This is a genomic window from Microbacterium sp. H83, from assembly GCF_001650405.1.
Lineage (GTDB): Bacteria > Actinomycetota > Actinomycetes > Actinomycetales > Microbacteriaceae > Microbacterium.
In genome coordinates, this window is record NZ_LWCU01000003.1 from 37,324 (window position 1) to 55,902 (window position 18,579).

26 protein-coding genes are annotated in these 18,579 nt (G+C 67.6%); 10 read left to right on the forward strand and 16 right to left on the reverse strand.

The window, feature by feature from the left end; genetic code table 11:
• Positions 1-26: 26 nt before the first annotated feature.
• The 15 genes from A4X16_RS02160 to msrA (A4X16_RS02225) all read right to left on the reverse strand — a co-directional run bounded on the left by A4X16_RS02160 (position 27) and on the right by msrA (A4X16_RS02225) (position 10,775).
• Entirely contained in the window at positions 27-296 is a 270-nt protein-coding gene (locus A4X16_RS02160) for a DUF6112 family protein (RefSeq protein ID WP_020627604.1), read from the reverse strand.
• A 78-nt stretch (positions 297-374) separates the two neighbouring features.
• Positions 375-641: a DUF6112 family protein gene (locus A4X16_RS02165; protein ID WP_024357603.1), complete on the reverse strand. Its 267-nt coding sequence runs from the start codon at positions 639-641 to the stop codon at positions 375-377.
• Positions 641-1,816 carry a M23 family metallopeptidase gene (locus tag A4X16_RS02170; protein WP_024357602.1) on the reverse strand — a complete coding sequence of 392 codons (1,176 nt, stop codon included), beginning with the start codon at positions 1,814-1,816 and terminating at the stop codon, positions 641-643. Before A4X16_RS02170 ends, A4X16_RS02165 begins: the two co-directional genes overlap by 1 nt.
• Before the next feature lie 15 nt (positions 1,817-1,831).
• Complete coding sequence (locus tag A4X16_RS02175) at positions 1,832-2,530, reverse strand: hypothetical protein (RefSeq protein ID WP_067115703.1); 699 nt, start codon at positions 2,528-2,530, stop codon at positions 1,832-1,834.
• A 71-nt stretch (positions 2,531-2,601) separates the two neighbouring features.
• Complete coding sequence (locus tag A4X16_RS02180; RefSeq protein ID WP_067115706.1) at positions 2,602-3,675, reverse strand: ParB N-terminal domain-containing protein; 1,074 nt, start codon at positions 3,673-3,675, stop codon at positions 2,602-2,604.
• Positions 3,672-4,535: a hypothetical protein gene (locus A4X16_RS02185; protein WP_024357599.1), complete on the reverse strand. Its 864-nt coding sequence runs from the start codon at positions 4,533-4,535 to the stop codon at positions 3,672-3,674. The genes A4X16_RS02180 and A4X16_RS02185 overlap by 4 nt, the downstream gene beginning before the upstream one ends.
• 80 nt (positions 4,536-4,615) lie before the next feature.
• A complete protein-coding gene (locus tag A4X16_RS02190; RefSeq protein WP_067115709.1) occupies positions 4,616-5,047 on the reverse strand; it encodes a hypothetical protein in 432 nt (143 codons plus the stop codon).
• Positions 5,044-5,691 carry a DUF2637 domain-containing protein gene (locus A4X16_RS02195; protein WP_067115712.1) on the reverse strand — a complete coding sequence of 216 codons (648 nt, stop codon included), beginning with the start codon at positions 5,689-5,691 and terminating at the stop codon, positions 5,044-5,046. The genes A4X16_RS02190 and A4X16_RS02195 overlap by 4 nt, the downstream gene beginning before the upstream one ends.
• Entirely contained in the window at positions 5,688-6,602 is a 915-nt protein-coding gene (locus A4X16_RS02200; protein ID WP_067115715.1) for a bifunctional DNA primase/polymerase, read from the reverse strand. Before A4X16_RS02200 ends, A4X16_RS02195 begins: the two co-directional genes overlap by 4 nt.
• A complete protein-coding gene (locus A4X16_RS02205) occupies positions 6,602-7,690 on the reverse strand; it encodes an ImmA/IrrE family metallo-endopeptidase (protein ID WP_067115718.1) in 1,089 nt (362 codons plus the stop codon). Before A4X16_RS02205 ends, A4X16_RS02200 begins: the two co-directional genes overlap by 1 nt.
• 238 nt (positions 7,691-7,928) lie before the next feature.
• The gene (locus tag A4X16_RS17340) at positions 7,929-8,948 is read right to left on the reverse strand and encodes an AraC family transcriptional regulator (protein ID WP_082914215.1); all 1,020 of its coding nucleotides are present in this window, start codon (positions 8,946-8,948) and stop codon (positions 7,929-7,931) included.
• 9 nt (positions 8,949-8,957) lie between these two features.
• Complete coding sequence (locus A4X16_RS02210; RefSeq protein WP_067115721.1) at positions 8,958-9,446, reverse strand: carboxymuconolactone decarboxylase family protein; 489 nt, start codon at positions 9,444-9,446, stop codon at positions 8,958-8,960.
• Positions 9,446-9,826: a thioredoxin gene (trxA, locus tag A4X16_RS02215; RefSeq protein ID WP_067115723.1), complete on the reverse strand. Its 381-nt coding sequence runs from the start codon at positions 9,824-9,826 to the stop codon at positions 9,446-9,448. Before trxA ends, A4X16_RS02210 begins: the two co-directional genes overlap by 1 nt.
• Positions 9,827-9,854: 28 nt before the next feature.
• Positions 9,855-10,250 carry a GNAT family N-acetyltransferase gene (locus tag A4X16_RS02220; RefSeq protein WP_082914216.1) on the reverse strand — a complete coding sequence of 132 codons (396 nt, stop codon included), beginning with the start codon at positions 10,248-10,250 and terminating at the stop codon, positions 9,855-9,857.
• A 24-nt stretch (positions 10,251-10,274) separates the two neighbouring features.
• Complete coding sequence (gene msrA / locus A4X16_RS02225) at positions 10,275-10,775, reverse strand: peptide-methionine (S)-S-oxide reductase MsrA (RefSeq protein ID WP_067115864.1); 501 nt, start codon at positions 10,773-10,775, stop codon at positions 10,275-10,277.
• A gap of 253 nt (positions 10,776-11,028) precedes the next feature.
• Between msrA (A4X16_RS02225) and A4X16_RS02230 the strand changes: the two genes are divergently transcribed.
• The 4 genes from A4X16_RS02230 (at position 11,029) to A4X16_RS02245 (ending at position 13,441) form a co-directional block, all read left to right on the forward strand.
• The gene (locus A4X16_RS02230; RefSeq protein WP_067115726.1) at positions 11,029-11,565 is read left to right on the forward strand and encodes a carboxymuconolactone decarboxylase family protein; all 537 of its coding nucleotides are present in this window, start codon (positions 11,029-11,031) and stop codon (positions 11,563-11,565) included.
• Entirely contained in the window at positions 11,562-12,020 is a 459-nt protein-coding gene (locus A4X16_RS02235; RefSeq protein ID WP_067115729.1) for a DUF5709 domain-containing protein, read from the forward strand. Before A4X16_RS02230 ends, A4X16_RS02235 begins: the two co-directional genes overlap by 4 nt.
• A gap of 273 nt (positions 12,021-12,293) precedes the next feature.
• Positions 12,294-13,091: a helix-turn-helix domain-containing protein gene (locus tag A4X16_RS02240; protein WP_331709739.1), complete on the forward strand. Its 798-nt coding sequence runs from the start codon at positions 12,294-12,296 to the stop codon at positions 13,089-13,091.
• Complete coding sequence (locus A4X16_RS02245) at positions 13,088-13,441, forward strand: hypothetical protein (protein ID WP_067115735.1); 354 nt, start codon at positions 13,088-13,090, stop codon at positions 13,439-13,441. Before A4X16_RS02240 ends, A4X16_RS02245 begins: the two co-directional genes overlap by 4 nt.
• Here A4X16_RS02245 and A4X16_RS02250 read toward each other — a convergent pair.
• Complete coding sequence (locus A4X16_RS02250) at positions 13,431-13,868, reverse strand: MarR family winged helix-turn-helix transcriptional regulator (RefSeq protein ID WP_067115738.1); 438 nt, start codon at positions 13,866-13,868, stop codon at positions 13,431-13,433. The two genes, A4X16_RS02245 and A4X16_RS02250, sit on opposite strands and share 11 nt — an antisense overlap.
• Positions 13,869-13,945: 77 nt before the next feature.
• On the opposite strand from A4X16_RS02250, the gene A4X16_RS02255 reads away from it, so the two are divergent.
• The 6 genes from A4X16_RS02255 to A4X16_RS02280 all read left to right on the forward strand — a co-directional run bounded on the left by A4X16_RS02255 (position 13,946) and on the right by A4X16_RS02280 (position 18,577).
• A complete protein-coding gene (locus A4X16_RS02255) occupies positions 13,946-14,320 on the forward strand; it encodes a VOC family protein (protein ID WP_067115741.1) in 375 nt (124 codons plus the stop codon).
• Positions 14,321-14,327: 7 nt separating this feature from the next.
• Entirely contained in the window at positions 14,328-15,191 is an 864-nt protein-coding gene (locus A4X16_RS02260; protein ID WP_067115744.1) for a DNA-3-methyladenine glycosylase family protein, read from the forward strand.
• 3 nt (positions 15,192-15,194) lie between these two features.
• Positions 15,195-16,643 carry a cysteine--tRNA ligase gene (gene cysS / locus A4X16_RS02265; RefSeq protein WP_067115747.1) on the forward strand — a complete coding sequence of 483 codons (1,449 nt, stop codon included), beginning with the start codon at positions 15,195-15,197 and terminating at the stop codon, positions 16,641-16,643.
• A 126-nt stretch (positions 16,644-16,769) separates the two neighbouring features.
• Positions 16,770-17,246, forward strand: coding sequence for a peptide-methionine (R)-S-oxide reductase MsrB (gene msrB / locus A4X16_RS02270; protein ID WP_020625393.1), 477 nt, complete (start codon positions 16,770-16,772; stop codon positions 17,244-17,246).
• Positions 17,243-17,806, forward strand: coding sequence for a peptide-methionine (S)-S-oxide reductase MsrA (msrA, locus tag A4X16_RS02275; RefSeq protein ID WP_020625394.1), 564 nt, complete (start codon positions 17,243-17,245; stop codon positions 17,804-17,806). The genes msrB and msrA (A4X16_RS02275) overlap by 4 nt, the downstream gene beginning before the upstream one ends.
• 84 nt (positions 17,807-17,890) lie before the next feature.
• Positions 17,891-18,577 carry an RraA family protein gene (locus tag A4X16_RS02280; RefSeq protein ID WP_230977926.1) on the forward strand — a complete coding sequence of 229 codons (687 nt, stop codon included), beginning with the start codon at positions 17,891-17,893 and terminating at the stop codon, positions 18,575-18,577.
• Positions 18,578-18,579 lie beyond the last annotated feature (2 nt).

Sequence of the window (18,579 nt, forward strand, 5' to 3'; positions counted from 1 at the left end):
CCGTCGGAGGTCATGTCGGGTCGTCATTAGACGGCCTGCCCGACGCCCCAGAAGAAGTTCACCAGCGTGACCGCGGCGCCGCAGATGATCGCCGCCCCGCAGGAGACGAGGACGCCGACCTTGCCGCGGCTGGCGAGGTGGGGGTTGCTGCTGTTCGATCCGAGACCCCAGACGATCGCGGAGACGATGAGCGCGAGGACGGAGAGGATCAGGCCCACCGTCATGACGGCGCCGACGATGATGCGCAGCTGCTCGATGCCCGGAAGGCCCGAGCTGTTGGGGTCGATGTCGATCACGGTTGTGCTCCCTTGACTGGTCGAGACGGGGTTCTCGACGGTCAGGTGCACACCCGCTCCCAGCGCAGGCGGGGGCGGTCAGAGCCGGGTGCCGACGTCCAGGAGGAAGTTGAGCCAGGCAACGCCGGCGCCGGATAGCGCGGCGGCGCCGACCGCGACGAGCAGGCCGGTGCGCGCCTTGGTGGCGGCCTGGTAGTTGCCGCTGGCGGACGCGATCGCCCAGATGATGGCGCAGACGATGAGCATGAGCACCGCGGTGACGAGCACGAACATCAGCAGCGCGCCGACGATGGACCGAAGGTCTGCGGCGCCGCCCACGCCGCCGAAGTCGGGGAACACGTCCATCACGCACCCCCGGCGGTGCAGAGGGCGGGGGCGGCTTCGCCGCCCGCAATCCCTTCGGCACCGTGTTCGGTGAGCCAGGCGTCGGAGTCCACCGGGTCCGCTCCTGCGCCGCCGGGGTGGACTTGTAGGTGGAGGTGCGGGCCGGTCGAGTGCCCGGAGGAGCCGACGTCTCCGATGTGCTGCCCGGCGGTCACGGTGTCGCCTTCGGCGACGTGGATGCCGTGCTGCCACATGTGCACATACATCGACGCGACCCGCTCACCGCCGACGGTGTGCTCGATGACGATGACCCCGCCACCTGCGTCGGTGTAGTTCGCGCGCACCACGACGCCGTCGGCGACGGCATAGATCGGGGTTCCATCGGGGGCAGCGAAGTCCGAGCCGGCGTGGAAGCGACGTTCCCCGGTGATCGGGTCATTGCGCCACCCGAACGGACTCGTCCGCACCCAGGTTCCCTCGGGAAGCGGGAGCACGATCCTGGTCGTCTCGGGCACGACCGGTGTCTCATCCCCGCCGCCGTTGCCGGAGGGCGCGGGTCGGGTGAGGGCGTCGAGGATCGCCTGCGCCACCGGCTGGTAGTTCTGATACCTGTCCGGGTAGGCGCTGACCTCGACGGCCTGCGCGGCCTCTCCGGGGTCGAGCTGCTGCCAGCCCGGGATGTCGAGCAGCCCCCGCGGGGACGGGTAGTTCGGGCCGGACTCGCCGCCGTAGAACGCCCTGGCCTGGTATGTCGAGTCCATGAGCTCGGCGACGGTGCCCCAGCCGCTGGCGGGCCGCATCTGGAACAGGCCGAGCGAGTCATGATCCGACCCGTTGCCGTCGTGCGGGTAGTCCGCGGACTCGGGGTAGGCGCTGGTGTTGGCAAGCATCCGCAGGGTGGATTCGGTGAGGGCGGCCATGAGTGCGATGAGCACCCCGTCGCGTCCGACGCCGGTGGTCTGCCTGCCGACCGTGATGATCGTCGCCGCGTGCGTGAGCTGTTGCCGGTCCAGCGTGACCGTCTCCCCGTTGCGGGTGGTGGCGGTCAGCGAGTCCGGGATCGGGCCGACCGCGAGTGAGCCGGGCGTGCAGACGGCGGCGGTCGCGGAGGTGCCGCCGAGGGCGGCGACGCCCAGCAGGGCCGTGGAGGGCCCGATGAGCAGCAGGGTGAGGGCGAGGACGGCGAGCTTCTTCATCGCGACGCTCCCGGCTCAGTGCAGCGGGGTGTCGAGCTCGGACAGCCGCAGCACCTCGCACGAACCTGATGCCGCGCCGTGGCCGGGCGTGGGCGGGGTGCAGACGAGGAACACGGTGAACGCGACCGGGCGGGACGCCTCTACCGGCGTCGTGCCCCAGGTGCCGTCGCGGTGCCGGGTGCCCTCGAAGGTGTAGGCGATTGCCCCGGCCGGGATCTGGCCGGGGGCGGCTTGATCGACGGCGGTCTCCCACGCCTCCGGGATGAACACCTCGTCGATGGTGAGCCACTGGCGCGTCGCGTACTGGCGCAGCTGCGCCCACGCCTCCGTCGTCGGGAGGTAGGCGCGTACGTCGCCCACGAACGCATCCGCCTCGGAACCGTGGGCGGCATCCGCGAGCACCTGCGCATAGTCCGAAGGCGTGTGCCCGGTCGTGGTGTCCCAGGTGAACAGCGCGGTCGCGACCGCGCGGGCGAACGCTTCCGGGCCGAGCCTTTGCGGCAGCGGCTCCAGCTCACCGCCCGGCATCGGGCCGGGCGTCACTGGCGTCGTGGTGGAGGGTCGTTCGCTCGGTGCCGGGTCGGCCGGGGCGGCGGGGCCGCGGACGAGTCCGTAGATGCCGATGCCGACGAGGATCAGCAGGGCGAGGCCTGCGGCAGTGGCGGCGATCAGCAGGCGACGACGGCGACGGTCATCGGGGGCGGCGGGGTCCATGAACAGGGGTCCTTCCCGGACGGCAACAAGGGGATGCGTGGCTGCCAGGAAGGTGCGCGCCACCGCCCTGTTCAGGCGGTCTGCTCGGGCCGGCCCTCCCGGGCGACGCGCGCGGCATCGGCGAACGCGACGGTGCCGGCGATCGTCTCCTCGAACCGTGCCCATTGCTCGGTGGTGAGTGCCGGGCCGACCTCGGTGGGGTCGTAGTGCTTCCACCACGAGGCCATGTCGTCCCACGTCGCGGTGAACACGGTCAGAGGGAACGGCACCGGGAGGCCCGGCTCCACCGCCGTCAGTGCGGGCCGCTTCGCCTTCCTGCCGGTCTTGGCTGCCTTGACGCGGGCGAGCGCGGACTGCGCCAACTGCTCCAGCTCTGCGGCCTTCGCCTCCCGCTCCGCGGCCCGCACCGCATCCGCTTCGGTACGGGCCCGCTCGCGCAGCCCGGCGGGCTGTGCCAGGTCGGCGGCGAGCTGATCGAGCTCCGCCAGCGACAGCTCCGCGTTCACGCGCAGATGCGACGGATAGACGCTGCCGCCGGTCTTGATCCGCTCGATCTCCTGCGCGGCGCGCGCCCGCACCGCCTCGGGCTGGGACTCGTCCGCGGCGAGGTCTTCCAGCCGGCCGATGCGCTCCAACGTCGTGTATGAGGCGCGGCCAGTGACCATCCGAGCGGCCTGCGCGCGGGTCTTGCCCTGCTCGATCTGCGGTGGTGCCAAATTGGCACCACCGTCTTCTGCATCTTCGGCGGACGTTTGGAACCTGGTGGCCTCCTGTCGGCGGGCGGCGTCCTCGGCCAGCAGGGCCTTCAGCTCGCGGTAGAGGGCGGCAGCTTCGAGCTGGGTGAGGGGCTTGTGGAGCTGGTTGTCGTCCTGCTCCGCCAGGAGCTGCCCGAGCCGGTCGGAGACCCCGGACCGCACCCACACGTTGACGGTCTTGATGCCGAGCAGCTTGATCGCCGCGAGCCGGCGGGCTCCGCAGATCAGGTGCCCGTCGAGGGTGACCGTGATCGGCTGCAGCAGCCCGTGGCGACGGATCGACTCGACCAATGGGGTCAGGTCGCCGTGGTCGTGCCGGTGCCGCGCGCCGACGATGATCGAATCGACCGCGCGCTCCAGCTCGATGCGTCCTTCCAGTGGCGTGCTCATGACCCGCCGCTCCCGGCACCGAATCTGGGTGCGGCGAGTCCGGCGGTGATCACGAGGTTGTCGTCTGTGAGGAGTGCTCGCAGCGGCTGGCCGATTAGCAGGCGGCGGAGCATTCCGCGGCCGGCGTTCGTGTGCGTGAGGGCCGGGTCGGGAACGCCGAGCACGACCCGCAGCAGCGCCGTCCAGGAGGCGCTGGGGAGGTCGAGGAGGGCGCGGGCCTGCCGGTCACGGCGCAGCACCTCGAACGCCGACGCCCGCGACACCGACTCCGCGAGCCGCGTAGTGATGTACTCGACCGCAGCCCGCGCCGTCGCAGGCTCCCACCCGACCCAGCTCAGGAACGCGATGGTGTCCTCGATCGCGGCGGTCACATTCACTGCCCGCTCCGGCACCGCATCGCCATCGGCATCCGGCTCCCCGTCGGTGAAGGGATCGAACCGGAACGCGGGGTGGTAGTCGGGCAGCGGGTTCTCCCGATCGCTGAACCGCTCCGCGTCATGGAACACCGAGTAGCGGGGCCGGCGGGCCTGGTGGACGGAGCACAGCAGCCCGTTGCCGCGCTCCTCCGCGGTGCATGTCACCTGCACCGCCCGCGTGATCACCGCCCACGGGTCCTCCGCCCGGCGGGTCGCGGCACCGCGCATCGCCTCGAATGCCGCAGACGCCGCCTCCCACGGGTCCAGCCCGTGCTTGCGGGCCAGCGCCGCGTACTTTCTCGCCGCATGTTCCATGAGCGCAGCGGCCTCCGGGTCATGGCGCCACGCTCCGCGCCCCGCCTCGTGGAGGCGGGTGAGCAGGGCGCGCAGCGCCTCCGAGTCCTCGAATCGTGCCCGCCGGTCGCGGGCCGTGGCAGTCTCCATGACGGCACCTCCTGACAGGCAGGTGCGCACACGGCCCCCAGTGGCCTGGCTTCGCGCCGTCGCGCCGGGGGCGAACATGGTTACCCGAGCCCGATCCCGGAGCGCGACACCCAGGAGTAGTGCTCCCCGGACCCGCGGCCGAACGCCGTCACGGGCGGCAGCTTCCGGGCACGCTCGCTCACGAACCGGACACCCGTGCGTGCCCCGGTGCGCGTCGCCCGGTATGCCTGGCCGGGAACAAGGCGGGAGCGGCGGGCGAGCTCGGCCTGGAAGTCGATGCCCCGCCCAGCGATCCGGGCCGAGCGAGAGGCCATGAGGTCGGTCGGGCGCACCCACTCCACGCCCGGCCGTTGCTTCTTCGCCGCCTCCGTGGCGTCTTGGGTCAGCGACGGGTCGCGGTGCCGGGCGAGCGCCGAGGTCTCGCGCTCCCGCGGCGTCTCGTCGCGCTCCCGCTGGTCGGGCTCGCGCTCGACCTGCTCGTGGAGAGCGGTCGTGTGCTGGTCGTCGTTCATGGCGTCTCCTCCTGACTCCTCGTCGTTGCGGGCGGGGCGAACCAGCGGCCCACGGTGGATGGGTGCACGCCCAGGCGCCGGGCGATGGACTTGTTCGACCAGCCCTCCTCCCGCAGGCGCGCCGCGAGCTCCCGGCCTACCTGGCGCACAGGCACGACTGTCGGCGGCGCCGGCGCAGCATCAGGCATGTCCTCATCAGGCGCAGACTCCTCGGCGGGCTCGATGCTCACGGGAAGGGGGCGGGTGAGGATCACGGTGAGGTGTGTGATCGCCAGCAGCACCAGCGGCGGCACCGCCGCCACGCACGCGGCGAGCACGCCCGGCACGTCGGCGTCGGCCGCAACGACGGCGTGGATCGCGTTCGCCGTCACCGACACCAGCGCACCGGCCGCGAGCAGCAGCCACGGGTACCAAGCCGACCGCTGGCCCCCGAGGGCGACGACAGCGACCGTGGCGACGACGATGATCCCGTCGACGATGAGCGGCCACGCCCACGCTTGCCCGGCATCCACGCCCGAGCGGCGAGCGAGGTCCGCGAGGGCGGTGAACGAGAGCCAGAACGCGCCGGCCGCGATGAACACCGTCCCGGCCACGGCCGTCACGACCGCGACCCGCCCGCCCCGCGTCCGCACCGCGGAACTCATGAGAGCACCTGCCCCGTGAGCCGCGCCGGCTGGCGCGAGGCATCGCTCTGCCCGACGACGGACGCGGGCTGGGCGTGCGTGGCGCGGTACGCAGAGCGGATCGTCGTCTCGATCTCCCGTTGCGGGAGGCCGACCCGTTCGCCCGCTGGGGCGAGCGCGTCGACCATCTCGGGCAGCGACAGGCCCGCCTCCGCGAGACGGCACGATGCCCAGAACAGGCCGCGGTTGCGCTCGCCCTCGGCGCGCATCCCGACCCATGCGGCCAGCCGCGCCGCGTCCTGCGAGCGGATCGGGCCGCGCGCCTGGTGCGGGGCAGGCTCCGGGCGCGGGTCGAGGAAGCCCCGCAGTCGAGCCGCATCCACGGGTCCTGGCACACGGTCGGCGCCGGCGACGAACTCGTAGGTACCGGAGCTGGTCACGGCCGAGGGCGGGACGATGATGTAGCCGCCGTCGCCGCGGAAGTCGACATGCGCCTTCGCTGCCTGCCACGACCGCTGCGGCCGGTCCGGGTCGGCCGGGAAGTAGAAGTGCGCACCGCCCGACGCCGACCTGACCACGGCCAGCCACCCCGGCACCAGGCCGGCACGGCGGGCGCGCTCGAACGCCGCGAACCCGTCACCGCCGGGCTTGCGGTCCACATCGACGACCTCGACCCCGGAGGCAGCGCCGGTCGGGATGCCGATGTTCGCCGACGGCCAGCGCCGCCACCACGCCGCCACCTGACGGGTCTCGGTGGTTGCCGTGTGGAACCCGCCGGGCTGCGCCTGCGGGTTCTCCTCGTCGGGCTTCAACAGCGGGTTCTTCGCGCCCGGCACGCACGGGAACACCGGCACCCCAGCAGCCGCGAGCCGTGCGGCGGCCTGCGGCAATGGAAGGCCTGACACCGAGGCGAGGACGCTGGCGACGCTCATCACAGGCTCCTCACCGCCACGCCCGCAGGACGTGGCGAACGCGCCGACTCGACCGGCACCGACTGGGGTGCGATCCGCTCTGAGCCAGCCACACGCGAAGTCCCAGCCGGCTCACGGGATAGGCCGGGCGGGTCGCCGGTGCCGACCTGGACGGTGGGCAGCGCGTCGAGAATCGTCACCGCGACCTTGCGGACTCGCTCGCCGGTGGCCTGCACGACCTCGACCGGGTCCCTGTCCTTCACCGTGCCCGCCCAGCCTGAGACATACGGGATCGTGTAGGCGGTGGTGTCCATGCCATGCGCGGCACCGATCATCAGCGCCACGGACTCGGCCTCGACCTCGCCGACGCCTCGATGCCCGGTCGCATTCGGATTGTCGGGGCCGTGCAGCATCACATGCGCGAGCTCGTGCGCGAGAGTCTTCACCTGCGCGACCTCGTCCATGTTCGTCCGCACCGCGACCGTGCGCGCCTGGAAGTCGGTCAGGCCGTTCGCGCCGTGGATCATCCCCTCGTGCTCGACCCGCAGCACCGCGAAGCCCTCGGCCGCCACCAGTGCCGATAGCCCTTCCCATAAGCCGTCCGGTGCCTGGCCTTCCATCAGCGTCGGCGCCGGGCGTTCAGGGATCGGCGGGCCGTCGGTCATCGAGACGTCCCAGACACGCACCGGAATCGCGCGGACCATCTTCGACCGGACCGTTTCTCCGGGCTTCGGCTTCTCGTACCTGTCCAGGCGGCGCCATGATCCGGGGTTCTGCGGTGTCGAGGACGCGAACCGCGCCATCAGCGGGGCGAAGATCTGCATCGACCCGCCCGCGAGCGGCGAGCGACCCAGCGCCTTCCATTGCTTGTAACCGGCCACGAAGGTCGGCTCTGGCGCGCTTGTGCGACCTGCCTCGTAGAGATCGAGATGTTGAGCCCAGATCAGCAGGGTGTTGTTGAACGACTTCGCCCGGAACCGGGCCGCGAACTCCAGCGCACGCTTCCAGTCCTCACCCGAGACGAGCTGATCGACTGCAGCCGTTAGCCGCTCGTGGAGCTGTTGGAGCCGCGCATCCTGCGCCGCTCGCGCCTCCTCGTCCGTCGCCATCAATGACCTCCTCCCGGCGAGGCCAACGGCACAAGCCGTTGACCCTTGCGACCATGAGGTGCGCCGGGCGGATCAGGAAGAAGAGACGGACAACGGACTGGGCCTGTGGCCGTCAGGCTCCGCGATGAACCCGACGTATTTGACGTGTTCTACACGGCAGTCCAAGACCTGTCGACGTCGCCGGTGAAACGTGGGACACGCGTCGAGTGGAGCGGTTCATACGACGAGTCCGCAGAGGTTACCGGCTGGTGTCGTTGGCAGCGATAGCGTGGCTTTGTCGATCTTCAGGAACCGTGTGTGGTGTGCGTCGGTACTGTGTCGGCGTGATGCCGTAGCGACGATGAAACCAGTGGGATGCTACGCGCGGGTCACTCCACCCGACTTCGCTCGCGGCACGCATCACGGAAATATCGGTTTCTTCAATGAGCCGCGCGAATTCAGTGAGCCGGAGTTCAGTGAGTAGACGCATCGGGGCGGCGCCGGCGTGCTGTACGAACATGCGGGTGAGGTGGGTCCGTGAGAGGGAGAGCTCTCGTGAGAGCGCTCCAACGGTCCACGGCTCTGCGATGCGCCCGCGAAGCAACCGGATTGCCTGACCGACGTAGCCAATAGATCCGGTGTCGGTCAGTCGTCCATTGATAGGTGTCCACGGCGCCGTGGTGGTGTCCGACGCTTCATCCAGAAAATACGGCAGTATCAACCTCATCCATCGCGCGAGAAGCTCGAGAGTGTGAGTCGCGACGACTTCGGGCGAGTGGGTCCCGCTGCGCAGGATGCTCATCTGTCGCCATATCGGCTCGACCTGCCGCAGCGCAGCGATTCCTGGTGCAAGGACGATCGCGCGGCCGTCCCACTCGAGGGGATGTAGTCCTGCGATTACTCGTTCTGCGTCGGGGAGGAACCATGCCATCTGGGTGCGCCAGAACTGCTCGTCGGCGTAGATGGCCCAGATGCGTACGGACGGGGATGGCCGCAAGCGACACCATTTGCCGGTGCCGAGGGCAAGAGACATGCCAGGACGCAGGACGTGCACGCTCTCAGCAGTATCGAGGGCGCAAGAGCCCTCGACGACGTTGAGTATCTTCGCGTGCCGGAACACGGTACGGCTTGACGGGACCGTACGCACCATCTCTATGGCCGCGATATCGCCTGGCGCTTGAACCGCTGGGTAGGGGCGCGTGAACTTGATCGGTTGATTGGGCGGCAAGTCGTGCGCGGCCTCGAACGCGTCCTCTGGCGTAGCGGCCACGCTGCGCACGGCACACCGTCAGCTCAGCTTGCCTTCCGAGTCGCGTGGTCGCACGCGGTGTTGGCTGAGGATCGAGATCCGATTGAACATGTTGATGGCCGCAGCGACCCACTCCGCGGCCGCGAACACCTCCTCGGTGAGGGTGCTTCGGGCCTGCGCGAGCTCGACATTCACGGCGGCGTCGAGCGGGAGCCGGGTGGCTGCTTCAGCGATCGCGAGCAAGGCGCGCTCTCGATCGCTGAACAGGGGCGACTCGCGCCAGGCGGGCAAGATGTCGAGTAGTTGCTGATTAACGCCTGCGCGCCTTGCCTGCCGCGAATGCAGATCGAGACAGAAGACGCATCCGTTCAGCTGCGACGCCCGAACCTTGATCAACTCGCTCTCGGCGGGAGTGAGTCCGCGTTGCGAAGCGGCCTCAGACACAGCGGTCGCGAACGCAGACGCGGCTTCCCATGCTTCTGGGACGGCCTTGTCCATGTAGGGGCGTGGTTCATGCAAGGTCGTCATCACCGATCCTCCTTGGCTGAGCCGCCATCGGAGTCGAGGTCCTTCCTGACCTCGTCCATGTCGAGTCCTCTGACGTTCTCTACTACTTCGGCCAGGGCAGTGGGCGGTAGGGCGCCGGCCTGGCTGAAGACGAGCAACCCCTGGCGGAAGGCGAGCAGAGTGGGAATCGCGGTGATTTGGGCCGCCGCGGTGATGCGCTGCTCCGACTCCGTGTCGAGTTTCGCGTGGACGATGTCCGGATTGTCTTGCGACGACTTCTCGAAGACCGGCGCAAACTGATGGCATGGTGCGCACCAGTCCGCCCAGAAGTCGACGAGGACGATGTCGTTCTGATTGATCGTGACCTCGAAGTTGTCCTCGGTCAGTTCGACGGTTGCCATGTGGGTTCTCCTCTTGTGCGCATGATGATCAGTGGTGGTGTCCGTGGGGGTTGCCGGGGAATCGCGTGTCGACGACGTCCGCATACTCCGGATGAGCGCGGATGTACGCGGCGGCGAAGGGGCACGAGACCGTCGCGGTCTTCTTGTCCTCGCGGAGACGGTCGAGGACGCCTCCAAGGAGTCGCGCCGCGACTCCCTTTCCGCGGAACTCGGGGAACACGGACGTCGCGAGCAGAAGCACCCGGTCGCCGGTTCTGCTGTAGAGCAGGCCGGCGGCGAGCTTGCCGTTCACGGTCGCTTCGTACAGCTCGGACTCGACGTTCTCAGTGATGACGAAGTCTTCGGCTGCGTCCGAGGATGCAGCCGGGAGGTCAGTGTCGGCGTCGGTCGCGGTCAAGCCGATCATTCCGTCGGGATGTTTCATGTCTCTCCTATCGCGAGATCTCGGTCAGCGGCCCGGTAGTACCCAGTCGGGTCGGATGAAATGGCACGAGTAGCCATTGGGGTGCTTTTGCAGGTAGTCCTGGTGTTCGGGTTCGGCCTCCCAGAACGAGCCGGCTTCGCCCACCTCTGTCACGACTTTTCCTGGCCAGCGGCCGGAAGCGTTGATCGCTTCGATCACGTGGAAGGCGACCTTCCTCTGTCCCTCGGTCGTCGTGAAGATCGCTGATCGGTAACTGCGCCCGATGTCGTTTCCCTGACGGTTCCGAGTGGTGGGATCGTGAATCTGAAAGAAGAACTCCAGCAGTATCTGGAATCGGATGATCGAGGGGTCATAGATCACTTCGAGGGCTTCTGCGTGATCCCCGTGATCCCGGTAGGTCGCGTTGGGGGTGTCGTCGTCGCCGGAGTATCCGACGCGGGTGCTCACGACGCCCGGGAGTGAGCGGAAGAGCTCCTGGGCTCCCCAGAAGCAGCCGCTGGCGAGGATCACTCTCGAGGTCGGCATCGTCTTCTCTCTCTTCACGGCGGGCAGCACGCCCCTTCGGGTCACGATACGGAGCCGGGTGCTGTCCAGGTGGCCTGGCTGTGCAGCGTAATGTCCGCGACCTGCCGCGTTCGAAAGCGGGGCGGGCGGTTGCAGGGAGAAGACAGCTCTCTGCAGGGGCAGGCCACACGGGGCAGAGAAGCGGATCTACCGTCGGAGGAGGCGTCGGAACTCCGGCAAGCCAGCGAACCGTGCCCTACGGTGAGGAGAGATCGTGATATCAGAGCAGATCGATTTCGAGAATGTGCGCTTTGATCCGGATCTCTCTGACTTCCATGAGCTTGCGAAGCAGATGGCTGCGGGGTTCGGGTACACGGCAAAGTTGTCGATCGGTGATCGCCTAGCTGCTCTTCTCCGATTGCGGGTTGCTCAGATCAATCCGTGCTCGTACTGCCTGATCCTGCACACGCGTATCGCCGTGGAGGTAGGCATCGGCGCGGCGATGGTCGCGCACCTGGCGAGCTGGCGGCAGAGCACGATGTTCTCCGGTTCCGAAGCACTTGCACTGGCGTACTGCGAAGCGCTGACACGTTACGAGCACGAGCACTTCGATGAGATGCATCAAGGACTGACGGTGTTCTTCGATGAGCGTGAGATCGCGGAGATCGCAGCCGTCGTCATCAACATGAACGTGTGGACGCGGCTGAAGCTCGCGCAGGGCGCCGTACCGGTGATATCACCCGGTGACGAAGAGCCTGCACGTGACGCCGATAGACCAGGCGCCGGGGGAAAGAAAGGGAACCCATCATGACTGATGGATCGGTCAGCGGGCAGGACATCGAGTTCGATCTGCTTCCGCCGGATGAGAGCCTCGACTCGGATCTTCTCGGCGAAGACTCTGATGACGACGGCCCGGGATACTCTCCACCGGAGCGGCGGTCATCCGAACTGTCGTGGGGATTCACCGCACGCGAAGCACGTACTCGAGAACCGCTGGCGGCTCGCTTGGCGCGTGAGGTGCCGGAGCACGAACCCGAAGAGCCGATGGGCGACGGGATCGGCGACATCATCGGCACGGACGGCGAGATCCTTGACGACCAGGTCGGATCGGTACGCGCTGGACGGCTGATCTGGACCGAACCCGGCAACCCAGACCCATCCTCCGACTTCTGGGCCTCCGACATCGGCATCGATAACGGCGCCGCCTCCGCCGAGGAGGCAGCTATCCATGTCGTCATTGACGAGGGCGACTATGACCGGCAATAGTCTGGAATCAGACCGGGGAAGCCCGGGAGAACGGCGGAGGCTGTAATGATGCAGCAGACATGGGACTCGCGCAGCGTCGATCCACGTGACCGCGTGGAGACGATCCGTACGATGCTCTGCGAGAACCTCGTTCAGACAGACCTGACTCTCGACCCGCAGGGCCGCGAGGCGCATGTGAGCGTGTCGTACCAAGACATTGGGCAGCTGAGAGCGTTGTCCGTCAAGACGGTGCCCTCGCTGGCGGCCCTCGCTATGCGTCCTCAGCGGATGATCATGTCGGACGACGACGAGTCCTTGTTCGTGGTTTTCCAGCGCGGCAACCGGTCGATGTTGCGCCGTGGTGATGACCAGACCGTGATGACCCCGGGCAGCATCGTCGTTTACCCGAGCACGAGCCCCTACGTCCACGCCTTCGACGAAGGAGTCATCGGGGACTTCTTCCGACTGCCGTTGGGTGTGGTGGGGTTGACGGCGGATCAGGTCGCTGAGGTCTCGGGTGTGGACCTGCAGGAACGAACCTCGCTGGCGGCGCTGCTGCGGTCCGTGCTCGGGGGCGTGATGGACTCCGAACTCAGCCTTCGCGACGAGGTCGACGTGTTCGCACCCGTCGCCGACCTGCTGAAAGTCACCTTGCTCAGCGCCCTCACTCCCGACCGCGCCACGACCCGGTATCCGCTGGCCGAGCAGATCGTCACCTACGTGCTCGACAACCTCACCGACCCCGGCCTCGGAGCCGCCAGGATCGCGAAGGACCTGCACGTGTCCGAGCGTCTGCTCTACGCGGAGATGTCCCGCGCGGACATCAGGCTCGCGCAGCTGATCCAATCCCAGCGCCTGCGCCGCGTCCGCGACGCCCTGACCGCACCGGCCACCATCGACGTCCCCATCGGCGTCCTCGCTCAACAGCACGGATTCGTCTCAGCCAGCCACTTCAGCCGCATCTTCCGCGAAGAATTCGGCACAACCCCCCGCCAATGGCGCAACAACACCACACCACGCCTCGAGGAGACCCAGGACGAGAGCCGACTGGAACTCTCGCAGCAGATCAGACCAGAGGAGACGTACGGATGAACGAGCCTCTGTCTGACCTCACCGTCATCGACGCGGAGGAAGTTCGAGCATCGGATATCCCTCGCGCGCTGACGGCCGCATCGATCCTGTACGAGGACGGGGCGACGCAGGCATTCGCCGAGAACGGCAAGACCGTGTACGTCGAGGACGGAAGACCCACCTTGGGGGAGTGGTACGTGGATGCAGGGGGGCAGTTCTGCTCCTTCTGGCCGCCAGACTACCGAGCGTGCTACGAACTGCGCTGGCTCGTCGAAGACGAGCGAATCGCTGGTCTCCGCTTCCGCCGCGGCTCCTACACCGCCGTCGGCCGGTACCAGTTCCCCGGGCCTGAGAATGCCGTCAAGGAATGAGCAGGGCGTCTCGGCAACGGGCCAGAAGCTCGTAAAGACGGGCGCGCTCCACCGGTTCGACCTCCATGGTCATGCGTTGAACAGCCGAGGAGACTTCCTCATGCGCGCGTTCGAGGAGGAGCTCTGCGGCGTCGTTCAGCACCACGCTCCGTTCTCGCCTGGGCCCAGGATCACTCGAGCGGGTCACCAGTCCCCGCTTCTCCAGTCCCTGCAGCAGCACGTTCATCGACTGGCGAGACACGAACGCGCGCCGGGCGAGTTCGGAGCTCGTGATACCTGGCGTGTCCTGCAAGGCGGTCAAGCACGCGTACTGCGGCACGCTCAGCGAGAGCGGGCGAAGCCGATCGTCCATTCGCTGGTTCAGGAGCGACTGCGTCTCCTTGATCAGCACCCCCAGCGACTCCGGGCTCCGGTCCAATGCATCCATGTCAATAGTTTGACACACACTCCACTGAGTGTCAGGATATTGACACTGGCGTTATTGAACAGAACAGGAGCCTGCTCATGGCAGCAACAACCACCGGCCCGGACTTCGTCTCTTTCCAGGTGCGGGACCGCGCCGTCTCCGCGGAGTTCTACGACAAGCTCGTCGGACTCACGCGGCTCCCAGACTCGAACCCGGCAGCGACCGTCTTCTCCGCAGGAGGTGCCGCGTTCGCCATCCGCGACCCGTTCCCGGGCGTGGATCTCGACGCGATCCCTCAGCTCGGCGCCGGCATCGGCGTCTGGTTCCACAACGATGACGCGGAAGGCGTGCATGCACGACTCGTCGACGCGGGAGTGCCGATCGTGCAGGAACCGTTCGAGGGGCCGTTCGGACTGCAGTTCTCTTTCCGAGACCCCGACGGCTACGTCGTCACCATTCACGCCCGCGCCTAACACCACCATGGCGCAGCACACCCTCTCGGTCCCAGTGCTCGGGCCTTGGTCGTTGCGCACCAGCAAGCGGTTCTGGGAAGAGTTCACCCCTACCGCGATCGAGGCCGGCGGTGATCCGGACGTCCTCTCCGCACGCTTTGTGAGCGAGCATGACTGGACGTCTGTGTCCGCCCAGGTCACCCAGAGCCGGGAGTGCGCCCAGATAGGTTTGTCCGGCCCGGGCGATCTGGCCGCAGCCGCTGAGCAGGTGCGGCGCTTCCTCTCTCTCGATGTGGACGCGCGGGGATGGCCGGCCGTCGGCGATCGCGACCCGATCATCGCCACCGCCCAAAGGGCTCTCCCCGGATATCGCCCGTGCGGCTTCCATTCTCCGTACGAAGCCGCTGCCTGGTGTGTCTTGTCGCAGCGCACTCGCGTCCCAGTCGCTGCCCGACTCCGCCGCGACCTTATCGTCGCGCACGGCAACGACGGGGCCTTTCCCGCGCCCGATGCGCTCATCCGCGCCATCGACGCCGGAGAACTAGACCTACCCGGTCGGAAGCCAGAGTATCTCCGGGCTGTCGCAGAGGCCGCACTCACCGGACTGCTCAACGGTCCTTGGCTCCGAGCAATGCCCGAAGAATCGGCTCGCCGCGACCTGCTCGCGGTGACAGGCATCGGCCCGTTCGCCACGGACCTCATCCTTATCCGCGGCGCCAACGCCCAGGACATCCTTCCGCGCGCGGAACGCCGCCTCTACGCCGAGATCTCCTACCAGTACGGGCCCGACTCGGTGCTCGAGGAGGTCGCGGAACGCTGGCGCCCCTTCCGCTCCTGGGCCGCTGTCCACCTCCGTGCGCTCCGAGAGCAGCGCACCCGTGAGATGGGCTGATCGATGACGTTACGGCTCTTCGATAGTGGAACGTCATCGCTGCGCACGTTCGCGCCCCTGCGACCGGGCCACGTCGGCATCTATCTGTGCGGTCCGACTGTTCAGGCTCCGCCGCACGTCGGTCATCTCCGCTCGGCAGTGGTCTTCGACCAGCTGCGACGATGGCTCCAGATCGGCCACGATCTCGACGTGACTCTGGTGCGAAACATCACCGACCTGGACGACAAGATCCTTGTCGCGAGCCAGGCGGCGGGCGTTCCATGGTGGGCGTGGGCGGCTCGTCATGAGAGGGCGTTCGCCGACGCGTATCGCATGATCGGCATCTTGCCGCCGTCGATCGAGCCGCGCGCGACAGGGCACACGGCCGAGATGCTTACCTTCATTGACCGGCTGATCGCCCGAGGCCACGCGTACCGAGCGGGAGGGGAAGCGGGGGACGTCTACTTCGACGTCTCATCATGGCCCGACTACGGGTCTCTGACCTCACAGGAGACCGGGACTCTCCGCGGAGACGAACATACCGATCAGGCGACGGAGAAACGTGACCCTCGCGACTTCGCGCTCTGGAAGTCGGTTCTCTCGGATGCGGCGACAGGAACGGCGAGTACCGCGGGCGCAGCATGGGCTTCGCCTTACGGGCCGGGACGCCCTGGATGGCATCTGAGCTGCTCGACGATGATTCTCCGCTACCTGGGAGAGAGCTTCGATATCCACGGTGGCGGGCTCGACCTGCGCTTTCCTCATCATGAGAACGAACAGGCGCAGTCCCGTGCCGCCGGATACGGATTCGCGCGCTACTGGATGCACAATGGCTGGGTCACGTCCAGCGGCGACAAGATCAGCAAGTCCCTCGGCAATGCGACACCCCTCGACGATCTACTGCAGCACATGCGTCCTCTCGACCTGCGCTACTACCTCGGATCGGCCCACTATCGGTCGAACCTGGAACTGACCGACTCGGCCCTGCGAGCAGCCACGGCGGCGATGCGCAGGATCGAAGACTTCATCACCCGGAGCACCAACCACTCCAGGCGGACGGCGGACGCGGAGATGCTGCCGGTCGCATTCCGAAACGCCTTGGATGAGGACCTCAACATCCCCACGGCACTCGCGGTCCTCCATGACGAGGTCAGGCGGGGTAACACCGCCCTCGCCCAGCACGACGCGCGGGCCGGTGCCGACACGCTGGATGCGGTGCTCGCCATGACTGGCGTCCTCGGCATCAACCCGCGCGACAGCCCGTGGGACGAATCAACGGCCACACCCCCGCACGCCGAGCGCGCAGTGGAGGCCCTGGTCGCACAGGCGCTCAACCAGCGAGCCCAGGCACGTGCGGCCGGAGACTTCCGCACCGCAGACCGTATCCGTGACGAACTCGACGCCGCCGGGATCGTGCTCAACGACAGCGAGTCAGGTACGACATGGGGCTTCACCGAAGGCCGTACCTCATAGCCCGGAACAACAACAGGAGGATTCTCGAAGTCACAGCCCACTCCCAGGCTCACGGGACCAAACCGCGTCACCCCGGCGTTATCAACAGTGACGCCGCAGCCAGCGGCGCCGAACAAGGAGGACATCGTGTCGCACGACTACAGCAAGACTTCTGAGGCCCTGAGCCGCCTCAACGACCAGCAGTACCGCGTCACCCAGAAGGACGGCACCGAGCCGGCCTTCCGCAACGAGTACTGGGACAACCACGAGGACGGCCTGTACGTGGACGTCGTCTCCGGACAGCCCCTGTTCTCATCCACCGACAAGTACGACAGCGGAACCGGATGGCCCAGCTTCACCAAGCCGGTCGTCGCTGACGCCGTCCACACGAAGACGGACCGATCCCTCTGGATGCCCCGCACCGAGGTCCGCTCTACCGGGGCGGACAGCCACCTCGGGCACGTCTTCGACGACGGCCCCGCGAACGCCGGCGGCCTGCGCTACTGCATGAACTCCGCCGCGCTGCGGTTCATCCCCGTCTCCGACCTGGAGGCCGAGGGGTATGGAGAGTTCCGCTCACTGTTCGAGACCACCACCACGACCACGAAGGAGCACGCATCATGACCAGTGGAATTCACGACACCGGAGAGGTCACCCGCACACCCGGCACCGAGACGGCCGTCCTGGCCGGCGGCTGCTTCTGGGGCGTGGACGAGCTCATCCGCAAGCAGCCGGGCGTGATCAGCACCCGCGCCGGATACACCGGCGGGCAGAACGATCACGCCACCTACCGCAACCACCCCGGCCACGCCGAGGCCGTGGAGATCGTCTTCGACCCATCGAAGACGACGTACCGGGACATCCTGGCGTTCTTCTTCCAGATCCACGACCCGTCGACCCTGAACCGTCAGGGCAACGACATCGGCACCAGCTACCGGTCGGCGATCTTCCCGCTCACCCCCGAGCAGGAGCAGGTCGCCAAGGAGACGATCGCCGACGTCGATGCCTCCGGCCTGTGGCCAGGATCGGCTGTCACCACGATCGAGCCCGCCGGCCCGTTCTGGGAGGCCGAGCCTGAGCACCAGGACTACCTCCAGCGGTATCCGAACGGCTACAACTGCCACTACCCTCGTGCCGGCTGGGTCCTGCCCCGCCGCATCCAGGCGACCGAGGCTTCCGTCTGACCATGTCCACGTGGGGGCGTGCCACCGCTGAGCCGGTGGCGCGCCCCCACGTCATCAGTGACGGAGGAATGATGCGGAACGACCGTGAACGAAGATGAAGACAACGCGGTGGAGCGACGTCGCGCAGCGTCAGCCGCAGTCCTCACATGCGCAGACCTGACCGATGCGCTCGGCCGGAAGCACCGTCACCGCGCCCATATCACCGGGCTCGTCAGCCCGACACCCGAACGCATCCTGTTCGGGCGCGTCGCGACGATCTCCTTCTTCCCGACCTGCCACGCCATACTTGACCCGGAGGAATACACCTTCGGACGGCTGTTCCACCAGGCCGTCGACGGATCAGCAGCTAATCCCGGCAATACGGTCCTCGTGATGGCCAGCAACGGCCACAGCTCGACGTCTCTCGCCGGTGGAACGAAGCTCTCCCGTGCGACCAACGTCGGCCTCGCCGGCGTCCTAACTGACGGACGCCTTCGCGACTTCGACGAACTGGCCGCGGAACCGTTCGCCGCATGGTGCTCGGGAGAGGCCGTCGCCTGGGGTGGAGCAGTGGTCACGCCGTTTCAGGCAAATATCCCCGTCGTCATCGAAGGAGTGGGCATCTATCCGGGCCAGTACATCTTCTGCGACTCATCGGGAGCCGTCGTCATCCCCGACAGCGACATCGACGAAGTGCTCGAGACCGCCCATCAGATCCGCGCCGACGACAGCGCGTCCCGTGACCTGATCGCGCGGGAAGGTCGCAACGGAGGCCTGACACGCGAGCGGTGATC